This is a genomic window from Dyadobacter sp. HNCC25DJ183 (assembly GCF_056895175.1).
The window spans coordinates 165,518-185,776 of the sequence record NZ_JBXHAP010000002.1 but is presented as its reverse complement, the minus strand read 5'-3'; the positions used below and the strand labels follow the sequence as shown (position 1 = coordinate 185,776).

Sequence of the window (20,259 nt, the reverse complement as noted above, 5' to 3'; positions counted from 1 at the left end):
CATTGTCACAAATTACCCACAGCCTGGTGGATCTGTTTGACGGTATCTATGTAGTTATCCTCATTCGGCAGCCCGAAAAGTGATTTCTCTTTGATGATATGCGCTACATTCTCAGGAACGAGCTTTTCCCAGCCGGGCTCGCCGCGCTTGATCTTTTCAAGTACACTGTCCGTAGTAATGTGCATGTGCTCCTTATTGTAGTTCCGGATATCCTCAATTTTATCATTGATGATCAGATACTGGAAAAGAGGTTGCAAATGCGCAGGTACCACGAAGTTTTCGCAACTGTAAACCGATCCGTCGGGCTGTAATGTGGGGTAAATAAACAGCTTCACTTTGCGGCTGAACAGCGTGGCAAAAGATTCGAGAATGCCGCCCGGGAGGAATTCATAATGCTTCTCCTCAAAAATATCCTGCAAGCTCGGACTACCTAGCAGCAAGCCGGCTTTCAGCTTGGTAAGTCTGGAAAGATAAGCCACCAGCCTGTAATATTCGTGGTGGTTTGATATCATTACCATGTGCCCCAACGAACACAAAATATCCACCCTGTCAAGAAAATCCTTTTCGTCGATATCCCGGTCGCCGGCTTTCAGGTTGTGCAGCGTGAGCTCGGATATCAGTACAACCTTGGACTCGTCCACATCAGGCTCGGCGAGAAACTGCTTTTGTCCATTGCTGATCAGGTCGATATGCACATTGGTGATCGGACGTAACCGGCCGCGCATCATCAGAATGTGCTTTTTGTACAAAGCTTCCGAGGGCTGCAAAACACCGCCGTCGCTACCGAACAATGCAGCGTCCGTAAACCCGTTTTTTACAAGCCGCAGACTCATCAGCCGGTTATCAACCTTCGCAAAGTCCGGCCCGCTGAAACGTACCATATCTATTTCAATGCGATCCGTTGTCAGATCGTCCATCAGTGAAAGCAGCAGTGTTTCAGGAGATTTATAATAAAAGAAGCAGCCATACATCAGGTTCACTCCGATAATTCCGAGTGCCTGCTGCTGAAGTATATTTTCATCGTCGCGCATGCGGACGTGGATAACAACATAGTTGGTGGGCCCCATGGGCGTTAGCTGAAACTGCAGACCGATCCAGCCGTGCGACTCGTTGGTCTTCTGGAAGTTCAATGCAACAACTGTGTTAGCAAATGCAAAGAACTGGCTGTCAGCGCCACGTTTCTCAGAAAGTCGCTTTTCTACAAGATTATATTCGCGATTCAGCATTTTCATCAATCGCGATTCTACCACATATCTTCCACCCTCTTCCGTACCGTAAATTGCATCGCTGAAAGTCATATCATAGGCTGACATCGTTTTGGCAACTGTCCCCGATGCGCCTCCTGCCTTAAAAAAATATGCTGCTGTTTCCTGCCCTGCCCCGATCTCCGCAAAAGAGCCATAAATCCTGCGATCAAGATTGATTCTTAACGCTTTTTGTTTTGTACCAAGATTTTTTTCGTACATAACTTTTATATGAATTAGATGAACGGCTTACATGTAAATATAAAAAAAATACACTCGATATGTAACTACATTTGGTTCGCGTATATATTCAAAATGGAAAAGTTCTAAAATTTATTGCCAAAAACAGACGATTTTAAGTCACAAATCAATGGAAGAGCTACCCTATCTGTTTACTTACGGAACTTTGAAAAACGGGTTCAAAAATCCGGTTGCGCAAATGCTGCACGCACATTCGCTGTTCATTGATGAAGGCTTTTTTTATGGACTTTTATACCAGGTGGAGTGGTATCCCGGCGCAATTTTCACGCCTGACAGTACATCGAAAGTTTATGGGGAAATTTTCCAGCTGACATCGCCGGAGATACTGCGTGAGCTCGACGAATATGAAGATGTTTTGGAAAACGAAGCGGCAAGTTTATACCTCAGAATAAAGATACCTGTGCATTTGCCGAATGGAAACTGTCTTGAATGCTGGACGTACATCTACAACCAATCCGTACAAGATTTAAGGTTAATAGAAACAGGCATTTTCAAAGCCTAGCCCCTCACTTTTTCGCCAATCACACGCAGCCCGTCGAGCGTAAGCTTATTGTCAATTTCAACAAATTCATCTTTCAGGGTTTCGATAATGGACGAAAGCCCGCCTGTTGCCACGGCAATGCATTCACCGCCAAGTTCTTCACGAATGCGGCTGATCAAAGACTTTACCAATCCCTCATAACCCAATAATATACCTGCCTGGATCGCCTCGGTAGTGTTTTTCCCAATCGCCGTGGAAGGAAGCACAAGCGGTACTTCGGGCAGTTGGGCTGTGTTTGCAAACAGCGCTTTCACTGCTGTGACAAGACCGGGCAAAATGGCTACGCCCAGGATCTTGCTGTCTTTGGACACGGTAGTAAATGTGAGCGCAGTGCCAAAATCCACGACGACACAATTTTGCTGGTACCGTGATCTTACAGCCACTGCATTGGCGATCAGGTCTGCCCCTATCTCGTGCGGGTGGTCGATTTGTATTTCAAGATCAGGATAAATGTCCGGACTGACTACAATGATATCCTCTCCAAACAGTGACCGCAGCATTTTCAAAATTACGGGCGTTAATGCGGGCACAACGCTGCTCAGCACTACCGTTTCCATATCGCCAAACCAGAGTCCCGCTTCCAGGAAATGCAGCCGCAGCCTGGATTCATAATGCGACTCACTTTCCTGCGGCAGCGACCGCATTCGCCAGAGATGCTCCCAGGAGCCAAATTGATAAAGTCCGAAAACCGTGTCTGTGTTGCCGACATCTACCGCTAACAGCATGAAAAGATCATTTACGTGTCGGAGCAAATAAAGACATTATTCAAATAAAACCAGATCATTCCCAGCTTTAACATCTGTTTCTTTTTGATTATCTATAATTTTATCAAAAAAAGAATCGATCAAACTGGCCGGACCCGGCAAGCACATACCTATATCTACCTGGATAAACATGTCTTTTTATACCCGCTTTTGCACCTGTATAATCCTCCTTCTAAATACCTGCTTTTTATCCGAAGCAAGCGCTCAGGCAATTCCGGAATGGCAGGATCCGCAGGTGATCAGCATTAATACAGAAAAGCCCCACGCCGACTTCACGCCTTACCCAGATGAAAAGAGTGCGTTGACGATGAGCAAGAAATCACCGTTTGTCCAGTCACTGAATGGTACCTGGAAGTTCAAATGGGCGTCACATCCTTCGAAAGCACAGCTTAATTTCTTTGATCCAAAGATGTCTGATGCCAGCTGGGATAATATCCCCGTTCCGTCCAACTGGCAGGTAGTGGGCGCGCTGGAGGGCCGTAAATACGATCGCCCGATTTTTTCCAATATCAAACATCCATTTAAAGCAACTCCGCCGCGCATTACGGCTGATACCAATGCGGTAGGTATGTACCGGACTACGTTCACGGTTGCGGCAGATCATAAGGATAAGCAGATATTCCTGCAATTCGGCGGCGTGCAATCGGCTTGCTATGTGTGGCTGAATGGCGTTGCAATCGGTTACCACGAAGACGGTATGACGCCGTTTGAATTTGACGTAACAGAAGATGTAAAACCCGGACTCAACCACCTGGCCGTAGAGGTAATCAATTGGTCGGACGGAAGTTACTTCGAAGATCAGGACTACTGGCGCCTTTCAGGTATTTTCCGTGACGTCAACTTATTGATTTTACCAAAAGTAATCCTCACCGACTATTCGGTTAGAACAACCCTGGACGCGAACCACGAAAACGCAACGCTGAAATTAAGTGCCTATGTTAAAAATTACAGCGAACAGGCAATCCACGCACACCAGGTATTATTCACCCTGTACGATGCTAATAAATCGGTTGTTACGACGCCGGTAAGCCAGATGGTAGGTACCCTGGAAACCGGCAAAGAGGGTGCTGTGCGGGTGGATGTACCGGTAGCTGCGCCCATTAAATGGAGCGCTGAGACGCCTTACCTATATACCCTCACCGTGCAGCTGATGAATTCGGACGGAAAGGTACTTGAAACGGCAAGTCAGCGCGTGGGATTCCGGGATGTGAAAATCAAGGGCGGACAATTACTGGTCAATGGAAAAGCGATTACGATCAAAGGTGTTAACCGCCACGAATTTGATCCTGAAACCGGCCGCGTGATCAGCCGCGAGTCGATGATCAGGGACATTACTTTGATGAAGCAGCACAATATCAATGCAGTGCGCACTTCGCATTACCCCAATGTTTCTGAATGGTACGATCTCTGCGATCAATACGGATTGTATGTAATTGACGAAGCCAATATTGAAAGCCACGAACTTTGGCGGCAGAACATTATTCTCGCCGATAACCCGCAATGGAAATCAGCATTTCTGGCGCGCGGAAATGCAATGGTGGAAAGGGATAAAAACCACCCCTCGATCATCATCTGGTCGCTGGGGAATGAATCGGGAATGGGGCAGAATTTTGTATCAATGGCTGACTTTATCCGCCTTGCCGATCCTACGCGCCCTATTCATTACGAAGGCAGAAAGGATTACAAACCCACTACACTGAGCAGCTTTGATATTATTTCGGTCATGTATCCGTCGACTCAGGATATGACGGAGCTGGTCAAAAAAGACAAGACCCGGCCGCTTATTGTGTGTGAATACGCGCATGGAATGGGCAACAGCATTGGTAACCTGAGCGAATACTGGAATCTGATTGAGAAGTCGCCAACTATGCAGGGAGGCTTTATCTGGGATTGGGTTGATCAGGGTTTACAGCTGAAAAGACCTGACGGAACTGTTTACTGGGATTATTTCAACTACATCGACGGCGCCAATGCAGGCGACGGACTGGTGAATCCGGACAGAACCCCGCAGCCGGAATTAAGTGAGGTGAAAAAGGTATATCAGTATATTAAGTTTGAAATACCCGACACTTTGCGGCCCGGGCAAACGCAGGTGACGATCGCAAACAAATACGATTTCCAGTCACTTGCCGGCTACGAGTTAGTATGGTCTTTACAGGAGAATGGAAAGGCGATAGGAAAAGGCGGGACGATAGCGAATCTGAATATCCCCGCGGGACAAAAACAGCAGATCAATATCCCGTTCGATTTGCCGGCCACACCAAAGCCAAACAGCGAATACTTTCTGAATCTGAGTGTGAGGTTGAAGGATACTGCGCTCTGGGCTGCGAAAGGCCATGAAGTGGCCTGGCACCAGGTACCTGTCGTGAAACCAGCTCCGGAGCTTCCCGTTCTGAATTTGTATGGAGAGAGACCATTGCGCGTGGTGCAGCTGAGCGCTGGTCGCGTTCAGTTGAGCGGCGACGATTTTTCGGTTACATTCGATAAGAATGCAGGCCGCATTATTTCTTTCAAAAACAAAAAAGAGGAAATGCTGGAAGCGGGGCCTTTCCCTGATTTCTGGCGGGTACCCACTGATAATGACGAAGGCGGCGGCGCTGAAAGCTATGCCAGCCGCTGGCGCAATGCAGGGTTGGATACATTGGAAATTACGTCCGCCGATATCAAAACGCAGCGCCTTACTTCACAAGCTTACCGCGTTACCCTAACCCAAAAACTGAAAACCCTCAAAGGAGAAATGGCGGTGAATTCGGAGTACATTGTATATACCTCCGGGGACATTTACGTACAGAACACATTCACGCCAACGGGTGAGTGGCCGCCGCTGGCGAAAGTCGGATTTCAGCTGCAAATGCCCGCCGCTTTTAACAAAACCCAATGGTATGGAAACGGTCCTCACGAAACTTACGCAGACCGGAAAACAAGCGGGAAAGTAGGTATATACACAGGCTCGGTCGCCGATCAGCATTTTCCGTACATTACCCCACAGGAGAATGGAAACAAAACAAATGTGCGGTGGGCAACCGTGGTGAATGCAGAAGGTACCGGCTTACTTGCAGCCAGCGACTCGGCTTTCAACTTCAACGTACATGACTATACGGACAAGGATTTACTTGCAGCCAAAAAGCGCGCCGCTGTTCTTGCGCGTGGCACTTCCACGACCGTAAACATCGATCTTGCACAAATGGGATTAGGTGGCGACGACAGCTGGTCGCCGAGGGTACACGAAGCCTACCTGCTTCCGGCTAAAACCTATTCGTACAATTTCCGGCTGAGAGCGATCAACAGCACTTCCAATATCGACCAGATCCTCAGCTCCCAGCTTCCATTCACTTCAAAAACATCACGCAGCAATGCAACCGCGACTACTGAACCAGGTAATGCGCCGGTTGCCAGCGAAGAGGAATTGGAAGAAGAGGAAATTGCCGAGCCGGTTCAAAAACCTGTTGTCAGAAAAGCGCCTGTGCGGAAATCGCCGGTCAGGAAAAAGAAATCTTCCCGCCGGCGACGCAGAAGATAACTTTTACTTTTTAGCGGCTGTTAAAACGTACTCCGTCTTCACCTGGATTACCTGCGCAATCTTGACAAAAACCACCTGCGGGACTTCGATTTTGTGATCCGTAAGCGGGACTTCGAAATTGGAAGTAATGGTGATTTTATCTCCGTCCACTTTCATTTTACCCTTCAAAGTCCGCTCTTTGGTAACTCCGTGCACTGTAAACTTGCCAGTCGCTGAAACATCATACTGGCCGTTTTTGGCGTAATCTGGCGCATTATCGATTTTTCCGGTGAATGTAGCAGTTGGGTATTTTTCGGATTCAATGTAATTCTCATTGAAATGTTCCTGCATAAGTTTATTAGGGAAAACGAAGTCGCGCATGTTCATCCGGATCGCCATTTCTCCATTCGCCGTATTCAAAATAGCCTGGCATTTCTTGTTCTCCGCATTGATGTTTTCCAAAGGAGTTTCCGATGAAAAACGGGTGTTTCCAGCCGAAGTTGAGAACTTACCTCCCTGTGCAAAAGCCTTTGGGAATGACATAGCGATCCCAAGCACGGTCAGGAACACCGCGCATAATATGTGCTGTTTCATAGTTTGTTATTGTTCAGTTGATTTCGGCCTTCTGTTGTTTTTATCAAAACTGAAAGTCCGCGAGATATTGAACCCGTAATGAATATCACCCTTGCCCCAGGAACCCGTCGTTTCGCCGATAAACTGCTTTTCGATCATACCGAGCGAGTTGGTAAAGTGAAGCTGAAAAACGTGTCCGCCCGTCTCGATATCCACTCCGAAAGACATAGAATCATAGTAAGGCGCAGCACGTGTGTTCTTCTCACGGGCCGTGTAAAAGTATTCTCCATTGAGCGAAACGCGTTTCGAAAGCTTGAACCTGCCTCCTATCCCCACAGCCAGCAGCAACTTTTCATCGCCGGCTATTTCAGGTTTGTTTCTGAATAAATAAGTGGGTGATAGTTGAAGCGAAAGTCTTTCCCCAAACTTGCGGGCGATCAGCACCTGGGCGGAGTAATACAGTTTATCCTGAAATTCGAGCTCCTTATTGACAGTTGCCACGCCGGTACCTCCGAAAATAGTAACCGAAACCGGAATGGAATGCGCGCCTGAACTTTGCTTCAACAACTTATATTTTCCAAAAAAATCATACACCTTCTGGGAAGTACTGCGGCCCACTCCGATCATGAAGTCGTCGGTTACGCCGTATTCAAATCCCATTCGCATCGTGGCCTGATCAAGACCAAAAAATTGGTAAGCGCCTGAGTTCAGCCGGCCAAAACGGTGTGAGATCCGGAAGTCGAGGTGCTTCTTTTTCATCGTTTCCACCGAGTGTCCATTCACAACGCGGGTCGATTTGAAAGTAGCCGTGACGGGTACCCACTGCGCACTATCCTGTTTGGAAAGTTCGTTCAGCAGATCATCCTGAGCATAGAGGTTTGTTGTACAAACCACCAACGGTAGTACAAAGCGGAGCATTTTCATAAAATCAGGAATGTTATGCGGTAACTGTAACAGTGTTGCCGTCGGTCGACAGGCTGGTCTTGTAAGTTTTGAGTGCCGTTGTGGCAGGGCCGTTCTCCACAGCTCCGGTTGTTGAAAATTCAGACTGGTGATTCGGGCACCAGAAGTCATTTTGCGACAGGCGGTATTGTACATTGGTACCCTCGTGCGTGCATCTCCTTGCGAGTGCCACGTAAGTGCCCGCCTCGGTAAATGCCACGATGGTATCTCCGATGATCTCGAACTTGCCTTTCGTTTTCAGGTTGCTCACTTTGGTCAGATCAATCGTGAAGTTGATCGCATTGCCCGTTGTATTCCCGGAAATTCCGCTTGGGTCAACTACCGGATCCACCGGCGCGGGATCATCTTCGCTGCTCGACCCGCAGGCTGTCATTGTTGTACCAATGCAATAAAATGCCATCAGCGTTGAGGTACTCAGTCCCAGACTCCTCAAAAATTCTCCCCGCTTCATTTTCTCTTGGTTTGTAGTCTCCATGGTGAACAGTTAAAAATTAAATTAGCAGTTATGATTTGGTATCGGTAATTCCGGGATTTACCTGAATGCAGGTACATAGCGAACTGAAATCCATACGCCGGCAGTGAACAGGTTCACTTTCCCGTACCCCACTCTTTTCAGCGGCATTCTTGCATAAGGTTCGGCAACAAGTGAGAGTTTATCTGTCATCCTATATTCATATCCGGCAGAAGCATTCAGGTGACTGAAAGGGTACCAGCCTGTTTTCCCTTGCCACCCGTTATACTTGATGTGCGGGTCATTCGGATACTCGTAGTTATACTTATACTTCTCCCCCCGCATATAGTAAGAAGACAGGCCTGATCCGGCGAAAATCCTTGACCTTCTGCCGGAAACAATGTCGTATCTCAGGTTCAAAGGAACTTCCAGCACTTTACAAACGCCCTCAATACTTTCCGGCTTGGTATAGTAGCCCCATTTGGGATTGAGAATGTAGTCGCCTGCATTGGCGCGGTAGTCTTTCCTGCTCCACACTGCCCCTGTCTGAACAAAGAGCCTGGGCAGCACAGACAGCTCAGCCAGCATTGATACTGCGGTTCCCGGCCTGGTAAGCTTTTCACCGCCAACCGTGCTCAAATCAGGCGAATAGCCAAATCTTACTGCCCATTTTGCCTGCGGCACTACCTCCTTTTCCTCTACCGGAGCAGGTGCATTTTCTGGCATTTCGAAGGTTACTTCCCGCTGCAAATGCTTACTGTTCCAGCTTGGCTGCCTGTTTCCGAGCATAACCGCAGCAACCCGCATTCGCTCCCCGGCATTGTCGTTGCCGGCTGCATTTACCTGTTCATCCGTCGACAAGGCGCTAACATTTCGCTTTGCAGCCGCACTTTGCGCGCCTTCGCCCGCGATGTTGGTAGCGCCATTATCCGCACCCGTTCTCTTTCCTTGGGTTAATGCGGTTTCTGGTAAAATAAGAGCCCCGTCGCCTCCTCCCGTCTTTGAGCGGTTAGGCTCTAAGTACACTCCGCCTGCCTTAGATCGGCTCCGGGGCAATAATGGACTGCTTTTTACATCAGCAGTTTTCAAATCTGATCGAGAGAGTGGCTTACCAAATGTATTTTCAGGATTTCCTGTCGCTACCCTGTTCGCATTTTTGTTCAATTCTGTCTCAGTACCTTTCTCAATCTTTACTTCTTCCTTATTTGTTTTAACCGCATTTGCATTTGTGAGAGCTGATGCTAAGGTATCTGCATTTGTAAGTGGCGGTTGCATTGCTGCTGCCGGTTCCGATTTTTCAGGCAAATTCCTTGTTACGCTATCCTGTACTACATTTACAAACTTCGCATCTCCGCTCTGAGCTCCATTGCCACGCCACAGGTATCCCACAATTCCTGCCGGGATCAGCAACAGCAATAAGCCAAGCGGCCACCACTTTCTCAACCACGATCCACCCGTCTGCCCATCCTGCTGGTCAAGCTTCTTCCTTAGATTATTCCAATCTTCCGGATCATACTGCGGATCAAACTCTTCTGATGACTTTCTGAAGAGTTTGTCCAGTTCGTCATCTGGTAACTCTATCATAATCGTCAATATTGATTTTGGACAACATTTCTCTTAGTTTTTCTCTTGCACGCGACAAATTTGATTTTGACGCCCCAACCGAAATGCCCAGCTGTTCTGCAATTTCTTCGTGTGTATAGCCGTCAATGACCGATAAGCTGAAAACAACCCGGTAGGAGGGTGTCAATTTCTGGATCAAACCCATAAGCTCTTCGTGAGAAAGGCGGCTGATAACTGTTTCATCTACGGACACATTCTCCGCAAATTCCACATTTTCAAACACATCCCTCCGAATTTCCTGACGGTAATGGTCAAGTGCTGTATTAATAATGATCCTGCTCAACCACGTCTTGAATGAACGTTCCGTATCAAAGCTTTCCAGCTTGGTAAAAACCTTCAAAAAAGAGTCGTTAAGTATCTCTTTGGCCTCCTCCCGGCTGCGTGTATAGCGCAAACAAATGCTCATGGCGTAGCCATAGAACTGTTTATATAACAGCTCCTGACTTCGGCGGTTTCTCTGTAAACAGCCGGCGAGTAGTTCATGAAGAACGGCGGAGTTATACTCGGGCATGCTATTTGCTTTTTATCCCTAATACGGGCGAACAGATGACAGGGTTGCTTTACTTGTAGGAGAATTTCAAAAAAGTTTGTAACTATTTGATATAAATACTTTTACAAGAAAAATAAACACGAGTTTTCAGCACTGACCCCTTTGTAAAACACCGGAATTTTTACCATTTTCGTATAACAGCGTAAATTCATATAACAGCGTAAAATATTCCCCAATATTTAATCTGCTCCACAGGGAGACGTGCGTTTATGTTTAACTATACTCCTGACCTTAATACGGTCAAAAAACACCGGTTTGCGGAACTGGATTCATTACGGGGGCTTGCGGCGCTGAGTATTGTCATTTTTCACTTTTCGATCAACAATAACAAGCAGCTACTGGGCTGGGAATTCAGCTACGGCGTTACCGCAGTGGATATTTTCTTCATGATCAGCGGCTTTGTTATTTTTCAATCCATTGAAAATACGAAAAAGTGGCAGGATTTCGTGGTAAAACGTTTTGCACGTTTGTACCCTGCATTCTGGTACTGTATGCTGATTACCGCTTTCGTCGCGGTACTTGTAGAGCCGCTTAATATCAATCCCACGCGCATACTTGCAAATGCTACCATGGCGGCTGCTTATTTCGGTATGGAAGACCTCGACGGGTCGTACTGGACCTTATTAGTGGAGCTTGTATTCTACCTGTGGATCCTTGCGGTGTTCATTTCACACAAGCTTAAAAGTGTGGAAAAAATTGGCGCACTCACAATCGTTGCGATTATTGCATTTCATTTTTTCAGCGGATACTACCTCAGCTTTTATGCATTTGCGATCAAAAAGGTCCAATTGCTGAACCACTTTCCGCTGTTCTTCTCGGGAATCCTGTTTTTCAGACTGAATGGCGGCAAGAACATCAGGCAGAATCTGCTATTGATGGTTTTCAGTGTAGCAGCGGCATTTTATCTGCACGATAAAGGAGGCACTTCGCAATACCATATCTCATTTCTGGGGCACTGCATTGCGATCACATTGTTTCACATCATTTTCGCACTTTTTCTGACCGGTAATCTGAAATTCATCAATCAGCGTCCGCTGTTCTTCCTCGGAAAGATCTCTTATTGTCTGTATCTCATTCACCAATATGTGGGATTGCAGATTATCTCAAAGCTGACTACCAACCTTGGATTGAACATTTATCCCGCTCTTGTGCTGACAGTAGGCTTATGCATTTTGGTGGCGCACCTGGTAACCCGGTTTATAGAGGTTCCCTGCTACGAGCTGGTCAGAAACTGGTACGAGCAGATGCGCAAGCCGGTATATCGCCAGCAGGATCAGGACCTTGTGATCCATTAACAGCAGCTTTTTTTGCGGCACAGCAGCCATTGATTTATTAATTACTTTTGCTGCCTGATCCAAATGCATATCCTGGTGAGTACCACTGCGGCGCTCACGCAATATGTCCGATTCCGATGGCTACAAATGAGCAAACCAATACACCCACTTCTTTCTTTTCAATCCGGAAAATCAGCTGGGCGGGTCTAAAAACCACAGTAAGTCTCTTCAAATACCTCCGGCCCTACCGCGGGATGTTTTTTATCGGGCTTATTTTTCTTGCATTATCAACAGGCACTTCCCTTGCATTTCCGAAACTCGTAGGCAGCATTATCGAAGTGATCGAAGGTAAATCGCCTTACACGATCAACCAGATCACGATGTTCCTGTTCGTCATTCTGGTCTGCCAGGCTGTGTTTTCCTATTTCAGGATTTACCTTTTTACCAAAGTGAGTGAAATGGCGATGACAAACATTCGTCTGGATGTTTTTAGCAAAATCATCACACTTCCGCTCACATTCCTGGAATCCCGGCGCGTAGGCGAGCTGACAAGCCGCATTACTGCCGATGTATCCCAGTTACAGGGATTGCTCTCATTCACGCTGGCCGAGATCTTCCGGCAAATTGCCACGCTCGTAGTCGGCATGGCAATCCTTTTCTATACCTCCTGGAAACTGACGCTTTTCATGCTTGCGACTTTTCCTGTGCTGGTAGTTGCGTCGGTTTTCTTTGGCCGGCGGATGCGGCAGCTTTCCAGAAAGGCGCAGGATGAACTTGCCGCGGCAAATGTGGTGGTGGAAGAAACATTGCAGTCCATTCACGTTGTCAAAGCATTTACAAACGAACCCCTGGAAGTTTCGCGCTATGGTACTATCCTGCAAAGGGTAGTAAAGCTGTCTCTTTACGCGGCCAGCTTTCGCGGCGGGTTTGTATCTTTTATCATATTTGCATTGTTCGGCGGCATTGTGGCCGTCATCTGGTACGGAGCCGGATTGGTGCAGGCGGGAGAGTTCGGATTGTCTGATCTGTTTACTTTCATACTGTACACCACTTTCATCGGCGCCTCCATTGGCGGAATGGGCGATCTGTATGCGCAGGTTAACAAGACAATCGGCGCATCGGAGCGTATCTTTGAGATCCTGGAAGAAGAGCCTGAGATTACCATTGACAGGGCGAGGAATGCAGGTACCAGTGTTGTCCGCGGGGATATTTTGTATGATAATATCCACTTCTCCTACCCTTCCCGGCCCGATCTGCCTGTACTGAGAGGAATATCGCTCCGCATTCATGCAGGCGAAAAAATCGCGCTCGTAGGATACAGCGGCGCGGGCAAGTCTACTATTGTCCAGCTGCTGATGCGCTTTTATAACTATCAATCGGGGCGGATTATGATTGACGGAAAAGCATTGTCGGAGTTCGGGATTTCTGAGCTGCGCAAAAACATCGCGATCGTACCTCAGGAAGTGATGCTTTTTGGCGGTACTATTTACGAAAACATCTCCTACGGAAAGCCTGATGCCACCAGGGAAGAGATTTACGATGCTGCCAGGCGCGCCTATGCGCTCGACTTCATTGAATCGTTTCCGGAAAAGTTTGAAACTGTGGTGGGCGAAAGGGGTATCAAGCTTTCAGGCGGACAACGCCAGCGAATTGCAATTGCACGCGCCATTTTGAAAAACCCGAAAATCCTGATCCTTGATGAAGCAACCAGCTCTCTCGACGCAGAGTCTGAAAAGCTGGTACAGGTTGCATTGGACGAGTTGATGAAAGATCGTACCACGATTGTAATTGCGCACCGGCTGGCCACTATCCGCAAAGTGGATATGATCTATGTGATCCGCGAAGGAATGATCGCCGAATCTGGCTCGCACAATGAATTATCGCTGCTGGATAACGGATTGTACGCCAATCTGATCAAATTGCAGTTTGAAACTGCCCAAAGCAATTAATGGAAAATACCACCGCACAAGACCCGCCCGCAGCTTTTTTCGAGGCCAGGCTCAGAGATGCCCGTGTAGCAGAAGCCGCCGCTCAGCAAAAGTCTAACGAACTTTCCTTTGCCCGGCTGGCTGTGTTCGTGACTATCATTCTTTTTGTCTGGTTAATGATCCGGTCAGGTGAAGCAGTCTGGGCACTTGCGATTGCCGTACTCGTTTTTGCGTTTTTGTTTCTCATGCGAAAACACCAGCAGGCTAAGCAGACGCGCGATTTTCACAAGAACCTGCAAACTGTGAATGAAGACGAACGGGAAAGACTTTCACTACGCTTCAAACGCACTGACAACGGCATGCAGTACACCGAAAAGCAGCATGCTTTCCTTTCGGACCTGGATATTTTCGGCGAGTATTCCCTTTACAAACTACTGAACCGCACACGCACTTCCGAGGGTAGTAAAAGACTTTCAAACTGGCTCAAAAATCACGCGACTACCGCAGATATACTGGCGCGCCAACAAGCCTCGGCCGACTTCAAAAAACACCCCGAGCTGATGCAAACCTGGGAAGCGACTGCATTGCTCCACGAACATGCAGCCGCGCAGGTAGGTGCATTCCGCGCCTGGTCTACAGAAACCCTTGATCCCAAACTTGCGACGCTTTTGAAAATGCGGTGGTTCCCCGTGGTAACGCTGTTGGTAATTATTCTGGCTGTTTCGCAAATAATTCCAATTTGGACAGTACTGGCCTGCTATGGAGTCCATTTCTATATTTTGAAACAATTCCAGGCTGTAATCCAGATTACTACAAACAAGACAACCACGCTTGGCAAAACATTGGTTGCCTATGCAGATCTGTTGAAAATAGCAGAATCTGCGCCTTACACTTCCGGTTGGTGGATGCAGAGAAAAGCGTTGATACAAGACTCTTCCCAATCGCTGCACCGTGCCGGCGCATTGTTCGAGCGGCTCGACTACCGCAACAATCCTTTTTTCAGCCTCGTTGTAGGTATACCTTCCTTATGGGACGTGCATTGCCTGGCTGGTCTGGAAAAATGGAAGCAGGCCAACCAATCAAAAATGTGGCACTGGCTCGATGTGCTCGCAGATGCCGAAGCGATGAACTCACTGGCGGGGCATGCATTTGCAAATCCTGAATATGTTGTACCCGAAGTGACTGAACATGCAGCAGTTTCTGTCCGTACAACAGCCATGGGCCACCCGCTTATTCCTGCAGAAAAGCGTGTGAGCAATGATTTCGAATTAACCGGAACTGGCTCAACGATGCTGGTGACAGGATCAAATATGTCTGGAAAAAGTACATTCCTCCGCACAATCGGGCTTAACCTGGTCCTGGCGCAGATTGGCGCAGTGATCAGTGCAACTGCATTCTCCTGCTCGCCGCTACGTGTTTTCAGCAGCATGCGCACCCAGGATTCGCTGGAAGAAAGTACCTCATCTTTTTACGCAGAGTTAAAAAGGCTCAGATTACTTCTTGAACTATCCGGTGAAAACGCAGCGCCCGTTTTCTATCTTCTTGATGAAATCCTGAAAGGTACCAATTCAGCAGACCGGCACCGCGGCGCTGAGGCGCTGATCAGACAATTGCACGGTAAAAATGCATCAGGACTGGTTTCCACGCATGATCTGGAACTGGGCCAATGGGGAGAAACAGAGGGGTACGTGCATAATTTCCATTTCCGCTCCGACGTAGAAGAAGGCAAACTGCATTTTGACTATCGGCTTTACAAGGGCATTTGCCGGAGTTTCAATGCCTCCGAATTGATGCGGATGATGGGGATAGAAATCGCGGTTCCCGACAAAAATACCGCTGCATCAGAGTAAGGGGCCATTTTTATCCTTATCAAAGCTTTTACGTAACTTTACTGATTACATTTACGTTTCTAATGCGGGAGCGTAATATCCGCCTGGATAAGCTTAATAAATAAATTACCAATAACGATTACGAAAAAACCTGAATGGAAGTATTAATAATGGCCGGACAGCTCATCCTGGGCTTGTCCATCTTGGTAGGACTACACGAATGGGGACATATGGCCGCGGCCAAAATGTTTGGAATGCGGGTTGAAAAATACTTCATTGGTTTTCCTCCTAAAATTTTCAGCATCCAGCGCGGCGAAACAGAATATGGAATAGGCGCTATTCCTTTGGGAGGTTTTGTGAAAATATCAGGTATGATCGACGAATCGATGGATACCGCTACAATGAACCAGGAGCCACAACCCTGGGAATTCCGCTCGAAGCCAGCCTGGCAGCGCCTGATCGTGATGCTGGGAGGTATTATCGTGAATGTGGTTGTCGGGATCTTCATTTTTATCCTGATCGCTTACCGTGAGGGAGACCAGTTCCTGTCGAGCTCGGAAGTAAATAAATATGGTATTGTTGCAGGTGAGCTTGCACAAGAGATCGGGTTGAAGACTGGTGATAAGATCGTAAAGGTGAATGGAAAACCTTTTACGAATTTCAGTGAAATCGTGAGCTCGGAAGTTTTTCTGGGCAGCAACAGTTCTTACACAGTCAATCGCGACGGAAAGGAAGTAGTAGTTGAAATACCTAACAATTTCATCGAAAAACTCTCGGACCCGAAAGAAAAGGGAAATTTCATTCGTGCACAGGAACCGTTTACGATTGGAGAACTGATCCCTGGCTTGCCTGCTGAGAAAGCTGGTCTGCAAACAGGAGACAAAGTACTTTCGCTGAATGGAAAACCGATCCAGTTTTTCCACCAGATGCAGGACGAGCTGAACAAGGTAAAAGGAAAGCAGGTTACCATAGTTGTTCAGAGAGACGGTGCACAGAAAAGCATTCCAATGAATGTTTCAGAAGATGGAACAATCGGATTTTACAGAAACAGTCTTTTGAAATATACAACAGTTGAATACACACTTGGCGAAGCGATATCAGTGGGTACCAAAGATGCATTCAATGTTGTTTTTGATAATATTAAAGGTTTTGGTAAAATCTTCCGCGGTGAAGTTTCCGCTTCAAAAGCATTGAGCGGCCCAATCGGTATTGCGCGTATGTTCGGCGGGATCTGGGACTGGAGCCGCTTCTGGTATCTGACCGGCTTGCTCTCCATGGTACTTGCGTTCATGAATGCACTCCCGATCCCCGCGCTTGACGGAGGTCACGCGGTTATACTATCTTACGAACTCATTTCCGGCCGTAAACCTTCCGACGCATTCCTCGAAAATGCACAGAAAGTGGGTATGGTATTACTGCTCGGGCTGATGGCATTTGCGATCTTTAATGATGTTTGGAAAGCTGTTTTTTAAAGGGGAGAAAGGACGAAAGGGAGGATGGAGGAAGGGATTGAGTGTTCCCGCCTCCTTCCTCCTTTTCTCCCTTTCCTCCTTCCTCCTTCTCACCTCCTTTGCCTCGAAGCATGAGTACCACGTTTCGGTAACGCACATGCAGTTCAATCCTGCTCAAAAATCCTTTGAGGTGAGCATCCGGATCTTTACCGATGATCTTGAAAAAGGATTGTCCCTGAGCAACGGGAACCAGCGCTTTGTTTTAAAAGACAATGACAAGAATGATCCGCTGGTTGAGAAGTACATCCGAAAAGGCTTTGCACTAACGGACGCGGGTAAAAATCCTGTGGCTATGCATTACGTGGGAAAAGAGCAGGAGGACGACGCTACCTGGATCTATCTGGAAATTCCGTTTCAGGGAAAAACCGAAGGTTACCGTCTACAAAACAGCACACTGATGGAGGTGTTCGACGATCAGGTGAATATGACGAATTTGAAGCTTGCATCGGAGAAAAAAACCTTTCTTTTCAAAAAGGGCCAGACCGTACAAGCACTTTAAAAACCGCCAAAACCGACCTGACAAGCACCAATTGGCATAGCTATTTTGTTTTATTATTCCCTTTCTTTTGAAAGGCCTTATTTATATATTGGGAAAAGATTATCTGTCATTTTGACAGAATGCCTATGAAATTTGAACCTTCTGACTTATATAGTCGGCTACTAATGTCTGATTCCGACATGGATAGCCTCGAAATTGTTCCACTTGGCGGACCCGACGGTTCCGATGAGCCTTTTGAACTTCCGAATGAACTTGCCATTTTACCAATCAGACAGACTGTACTCTTCCCGGGAATGGTTATTCCTGTGACCGTAGTGCGCCAAAAAGCGATCCGTCTGGTTAAAAAGATATATCGTAATTCTGATATCAATCAGCGCATACTCGGTGCCGTGACGCAGGCTATTCCTAACAAGGAAGATCCTACCGCGGAAGATCTTTACAACATTGGTACAGTTGCCCAGATCCTGAAAATGATCACGTTGCCCGATGGAAATGTGACAATTATCGTACAGGGAAGGCAGCGTTTCGAAATCAAGAACATCATTCATGAAGAGCCTTATCTCACAGCGGAAGTGCGTGCGATAGAGGATTCGTTCGTGGGCCCAACCAAGAAAGAGTCGAAGGCGCTGCTTCAGTCGCTGCGCGACGGAGCACACAAGATCATGCGGCTGAACCCTGAGATTCCTCAGGAAGCGCGCATTGCATTGGACAATATCGAAAGCCCTATTTTCCTGATCCATTTCCTTTCTTCCAACATCAACGTGGAGGTTGCTGACAAGCAAAAGCTCCTTGAAGAAAGAAACGGTCACAAGCAGGCCACGCTCCTGCTCCAGTATATGATGCGGGAAATTGAAATGCTGGAACTGAAAAGGGAAATCCAGACAAAAGCCAGCTCAGATATTGACCAGCAGCAGCGCGATTATTTCCTTCGCCAGCAGATCAAAGTATTGCACGATGAGCTTGGAATGGATAGTCCCGAGCGTGATCTCGACGAAATACGCCTGAAAGCCAGTCAGAAAAAATGGTCTGATCAGGTTCGCATTCATTTTGACAAAGAACTGAACAAACTCCAGCGGATTAACCCGATGGCACCTGAGTACCCGGTAACAATGAACTACCTGGAAACGCTGGTTGATCTGCCCTGGGGACAGTATACCAAAGACAATTTCGATCTGGTACGCGCACAGAAAGTACTTGATGCGGATCACTTTGGATTGGAAAAAGTTAAAGAACGAATTATTGAGTACCTCGCGGTTTTGAAGCTGAAAGGTAATCTGAAAGCGCCTATCCTCTGCTTGTACGGACCTCCGGGAGTGGGTAAAACCTCTTTGGGCAAGTCCATTGCAAAAGCATTGAACCGTGAATACATCAGAATGGCGCTGGGTGGGGTACATGATGAAGCCGAGATCCGCGGACACAGAAAGACTTACATCGGCGCAATGCCAGGTAAGATCATCCAAAACATTAAAAAAGCAGGTTCAGCAAATCCGGTCTTTATCCTGGATGAAATAGATAAAGTAAGCTCCGATTACCGAGGCGATCCTTCTTCTGCATTGCTGGAAGTGCTTGATCCTGAGCAAAACTCTTCTTTTACCGACAACTACCTGGAAGTTGAATACGATCTTTCCAAAGTATTGTTCGTAGCGACAGCCAACTCGCTGGATACGATCCACCCTGCATTGCGTGACCGGATGGAGATTATTGAAATGACGGGCTACACAATTGAAGAAAAATTGCAGATTGCAAAACGCTACCTCGTTCCGAAGCAGCGTAAAGACCACGGGCTAAAATCGGGCGACCTGAAAATTGACGATACTGCATTGCTACGCATTGCCGAAGGATATACGAGGGAATCAGGAGTGCGGAACCTTGAACAGAAAGTAGGTACCGTCGTGCGGAAAATTGCTAAGTCGGTGGCAATGGAGCAGGAATATCCGAAAACCCTCCGCGCTGACCATGTTGAAAAATTCCTGGGTCCGGAAATATTTGACAAAGATCTTTATCAGGACAATGATTTTGCCGGCGTAGTAACCGGCCTCGCCTGGACTTCGGTGGGTGGCGAGATCCTTTTTATTGAAACAAGCCTGAGCCGTGGAAAAGGCAACCTTACCTTGTCCGGTCAACTGGGCGATGTAATGAAGGAATCAGCGGTAGCTGCATTGTCTTACCTGAAAGCGAATGCAGACAGGCTCGACATTGATTACCGGATCTTCAACCAGTACGATCTTCACGTACACGTTCCGGCAGGAGCTGTTCCGAAAGACGGACCTTCGGCCGGGGTGACGATGGTAACTTCAATGGCGTCCATTTTCACGCAGCGCCGGGTTAAGCCTTATATCGCTATGACCGGTGAGATCACGTTGCGCGGGAAAGTGCTTCCGGTAGGAGGAGTGAAAGAAAAGATACTCGCAGCGCGCAGAGCGGGCGTTAAGGAGATCATTCTTTGTCTTAAAAACCGGAAGGATGTAGAAGAAGTACCGGCGAACTACATTAAGGACCTGTCGTTCCATTATGTTGACACGATCGACGAAGTACTTGCGATTGCATTGCTGCCTGAGAAGGTTAAAAATCCGATCAAGTTTGTTTTCCCTGACGAGAAGAAAGAAAAGGAAGAAAGTGGCTTTGTTACCATTGATGCTTAGGCTCGGTTTTTTAGGATATAGATAATTGAAGAGGCGCTTGATGGCGCCTCTTTTTTGTTAGGGGTTACCATTTGTAATTGGCGTCACATTAATGTACTTATTTCTTT

General features: G+C 47.3%; 15 protein-coding genes. 8 read left to right on the top strand and 7 right to left on the bottom strand.

Annotation, left to right across the window (positions count from 1 at the left end; translation table 11 throughout):
• Positions 1 to 5: 5 nt before the first annotated feature.
• Positions 6 to 1,466: a hypothetical protein gene (locus AC1XTG_RS04810; RefSeq protein WP_056279654.1), complete on the bottom strand. Its 1,461-nt coding sequence runs from the start codon at positions 1,464 to 1,466 to the stop codon at positions 6 to 8.
• Between the two features lie 148 nt (positions 1,467 to 1,614).
• On the opposite strand from AC1XTG_RS04810, the gene AC1XTG_RS04805 reads away from it, so the two are divergent.
• The gene (locus AC1XTG_RS04805; RefSeq protein ID WP_056279652.1) at positions 1,615 to 2,007 is read left to right on the top strand and encodes a gamma-glutamylcyclotransferase family protein; all 393 of its coding nucleotides are present in this window, start codon (positions 1,615 to 1,617) and stop codon (positions 2,005 to 2,007) included.
• On the opposite strand, the gene AC1XTG_RS04800 is transcribed toward AC1XTG_RS04805, so the two are convergent.
• Complete coding sequence (locus tag AC1XTG_RS04800; protein WP_484841206.1) at positions 2,004 to 2,771, bottom strand: type III pantothenate kinase; 768 nt, start codon at positions 2,769 to 2,771, stop codon at positions 2,004 to 2,006. The two genes, AC1XTG_RS04805 and AC1XTG_RS04800, sit on opposite strands and share 4 nt — an antisense overlap.
• A 169-nt stretch (positions 2,772 to 2,940) precedes the next feature.
• Here AC1XTG_RS04800 and lacZ point away from each other — a divergent pair, with 169 nt between their 5' ends.
• Positions 2,941 to 6,330 (top strand): beta-galactosidase, LacZ type, encoded by a 3,390-nt coding sequence (gene lacZ / locus AC1XTG_RS04795; protein WP_484841205.1) that lies wholly within the window; start codon positions 2,941 to 2,943, stop codon positions 6,328 to 6,330.
• 3 nt (positions 6,331 to 6,333) lie between these two features.
• Here lacZ and AC1XTG_RS04790 read toward each other — a convergent pair whose 3' ends face one another.
• Genes AC1XTG_RS04790 through AC1XTG_RS04770 form a run of 5 tightly spaced genes read right to left on the bottom strand, consistent with a single transcriptional unit; the run spans position 6,334 to position 10,430 of the window.
• Positions 6,334 to 6,903 carry a YceI family protein gene (locus tag AC1XTG_RS04790; protein WP_484841204.1) on the bottom strand — a complete coding sequence of 190 codons (570 nt, stop codon included), beginning with the start codon at positions 6,901 to 6,903 and terminating at the stop codon, positions 6,334 to 6,336.
• 6 nt (positions 6,904 to 6,909) lie between these two features.
• Positions 6,910 to 7,806: a DUF5777 family beta-barrel protein gene (locus AC1XTG_RS04785; protein ID WP_484841203.1), complete on the bottom strand. Its 897-nt coding sequence runs from the start codon at positions 7,804 to 7,806 to the stop codon at positions 6,910 to 6,912.
• A gap of 13 nt (positions 7,807 to 7,819) precedes the next feature.
• Positions 7,820 to 8,320: a QcrA and Rieske domain-containing protein gene (locus AC1XTG_RS04780; RefSeq protein ID WP_056279642.1), complete on the bottom strand. Its 501-nt coding sequence runs from the start codon at positions 8,318 to 8,320 to the stop codon at positions 7,820 to 7,822.
• Between the two features lie 57 nt (positions 8,321 to 8,377).
• Entirely contained in the window at positions 8,378 to 9,880 is a 1,503-nt protein-coding gene (locus AC1XTG_RS04775) for a porin family protein (RefSeq protein WP_484841202.1), read from the bottom strand.
• Positions 9,861 to 10,430 carry an RNA polymerase sigma factor gene (locus tag AC1XTG_RS04770; protein ID WP_484841201.1) on the bottom strand — a complete coding sequence of 190 codons (570 nt, stop codon included), beginning with the start codon at positions 10,428 to 10,430 and terminating at the stop codon, positions 9,861 to 9,863. Before AC1XTG_RS04770 ends, AC1XTG_RS04775 begins: the two co-directional genes overlap by 20 nt.
• Before the next feature lie 248 nt (positions 10,431 to 10,678).
• On the opposite strand from AC1XTG_RS04770, the gene AC1XTG_RS04765 reads away from it, so the two are divergent.
• From AC1XTG_RS04765 to lon, 6 genes are all read left to right on the top strand, one after another.
• Positions 10,679 to 11,764 carry an acyltransferase family protein gene (locus AC1XTG_RS04765; protein WP_484841200.1) on the top strand — a complete coding sequence of 362 codons (1,086 nt, stop codon included), beginning with the start codon at positions 10,679 to 10,681 and terminating at the stop codon, positions 11,762 to 11,764.
• A 116-nt stretch (positions 11,765 to 11,880) separates the two neighbouring features.
• Positions 11,881 to 13,692, top strand: a complete 1,812-nt coding sequence (locus AC1XTG_RS04760) for an ABC transporter ATP-binding protein (RefSeq protein WP_484841199.1) — start codon at positions 11,881 to 11,883, stop codon at positions 13,690 to 13,692.
• Complete coding sequence (locus tag AC1XTG_RS04755; protein WP_056279632.1) at positions 13,692 to 15,521, top strand: MutS-related protein; 1,830 nt, start codon at positions 13,692 to 13,694, stop codon at positions 15,519 to 15,521. Before AC1XTG_RS04760 ends, AC1XTG_RS04755 begins: the two co-directional genes overlap by 1 nt.
• A 134-nt stretch (positions 15,522 to 15,655) precedes the next feature.
• The gene (rseP, locus tag AC1XTG_RS04750; RefSeq protein ID WP_484841198.1) at positions 15,656 to 16,972 is read left to right on the top strand and encodes an RIP metalloprotease RseP; all 1,317 of its coding nucleotides are present in this window, start codon (positions 15,656 to 15,658) and stop codon (positions 16,970 to 16,972) included.
• On the top strand, positions 16,947 to 17,510 hold the full coding sequence (locus AC1XTG_RS04745; protein WP_484841197.1) for a DUF6702 family protein: 564 nt from the start codon (positions 16,947 to 16,949) through the stop codon (positions 17,508 to 17,510). Before rseP ends, AC1XTG_RS04745 begins: the two co-directional genes overlap by 26 nt.
• Positions 17,511 to 17,674: 164 nt before the next feature.
• Positions 17,675 to 20,152 carry an endopeptidase La gene (lon, locus tag AC1XTG_RS04740; protein ID WP_200942712.1) on the top strand — a complete coding sequence of 826 codons (2,478 nt, stop codon included), beginning with the start codon at positions 17,675 to 17,677 and terminating at the stop codon, positions 20,150 to 20,152.
• The last annotated feature ends 107 nt before the right edge of the window (positions 20,153 to 20,259 follow it).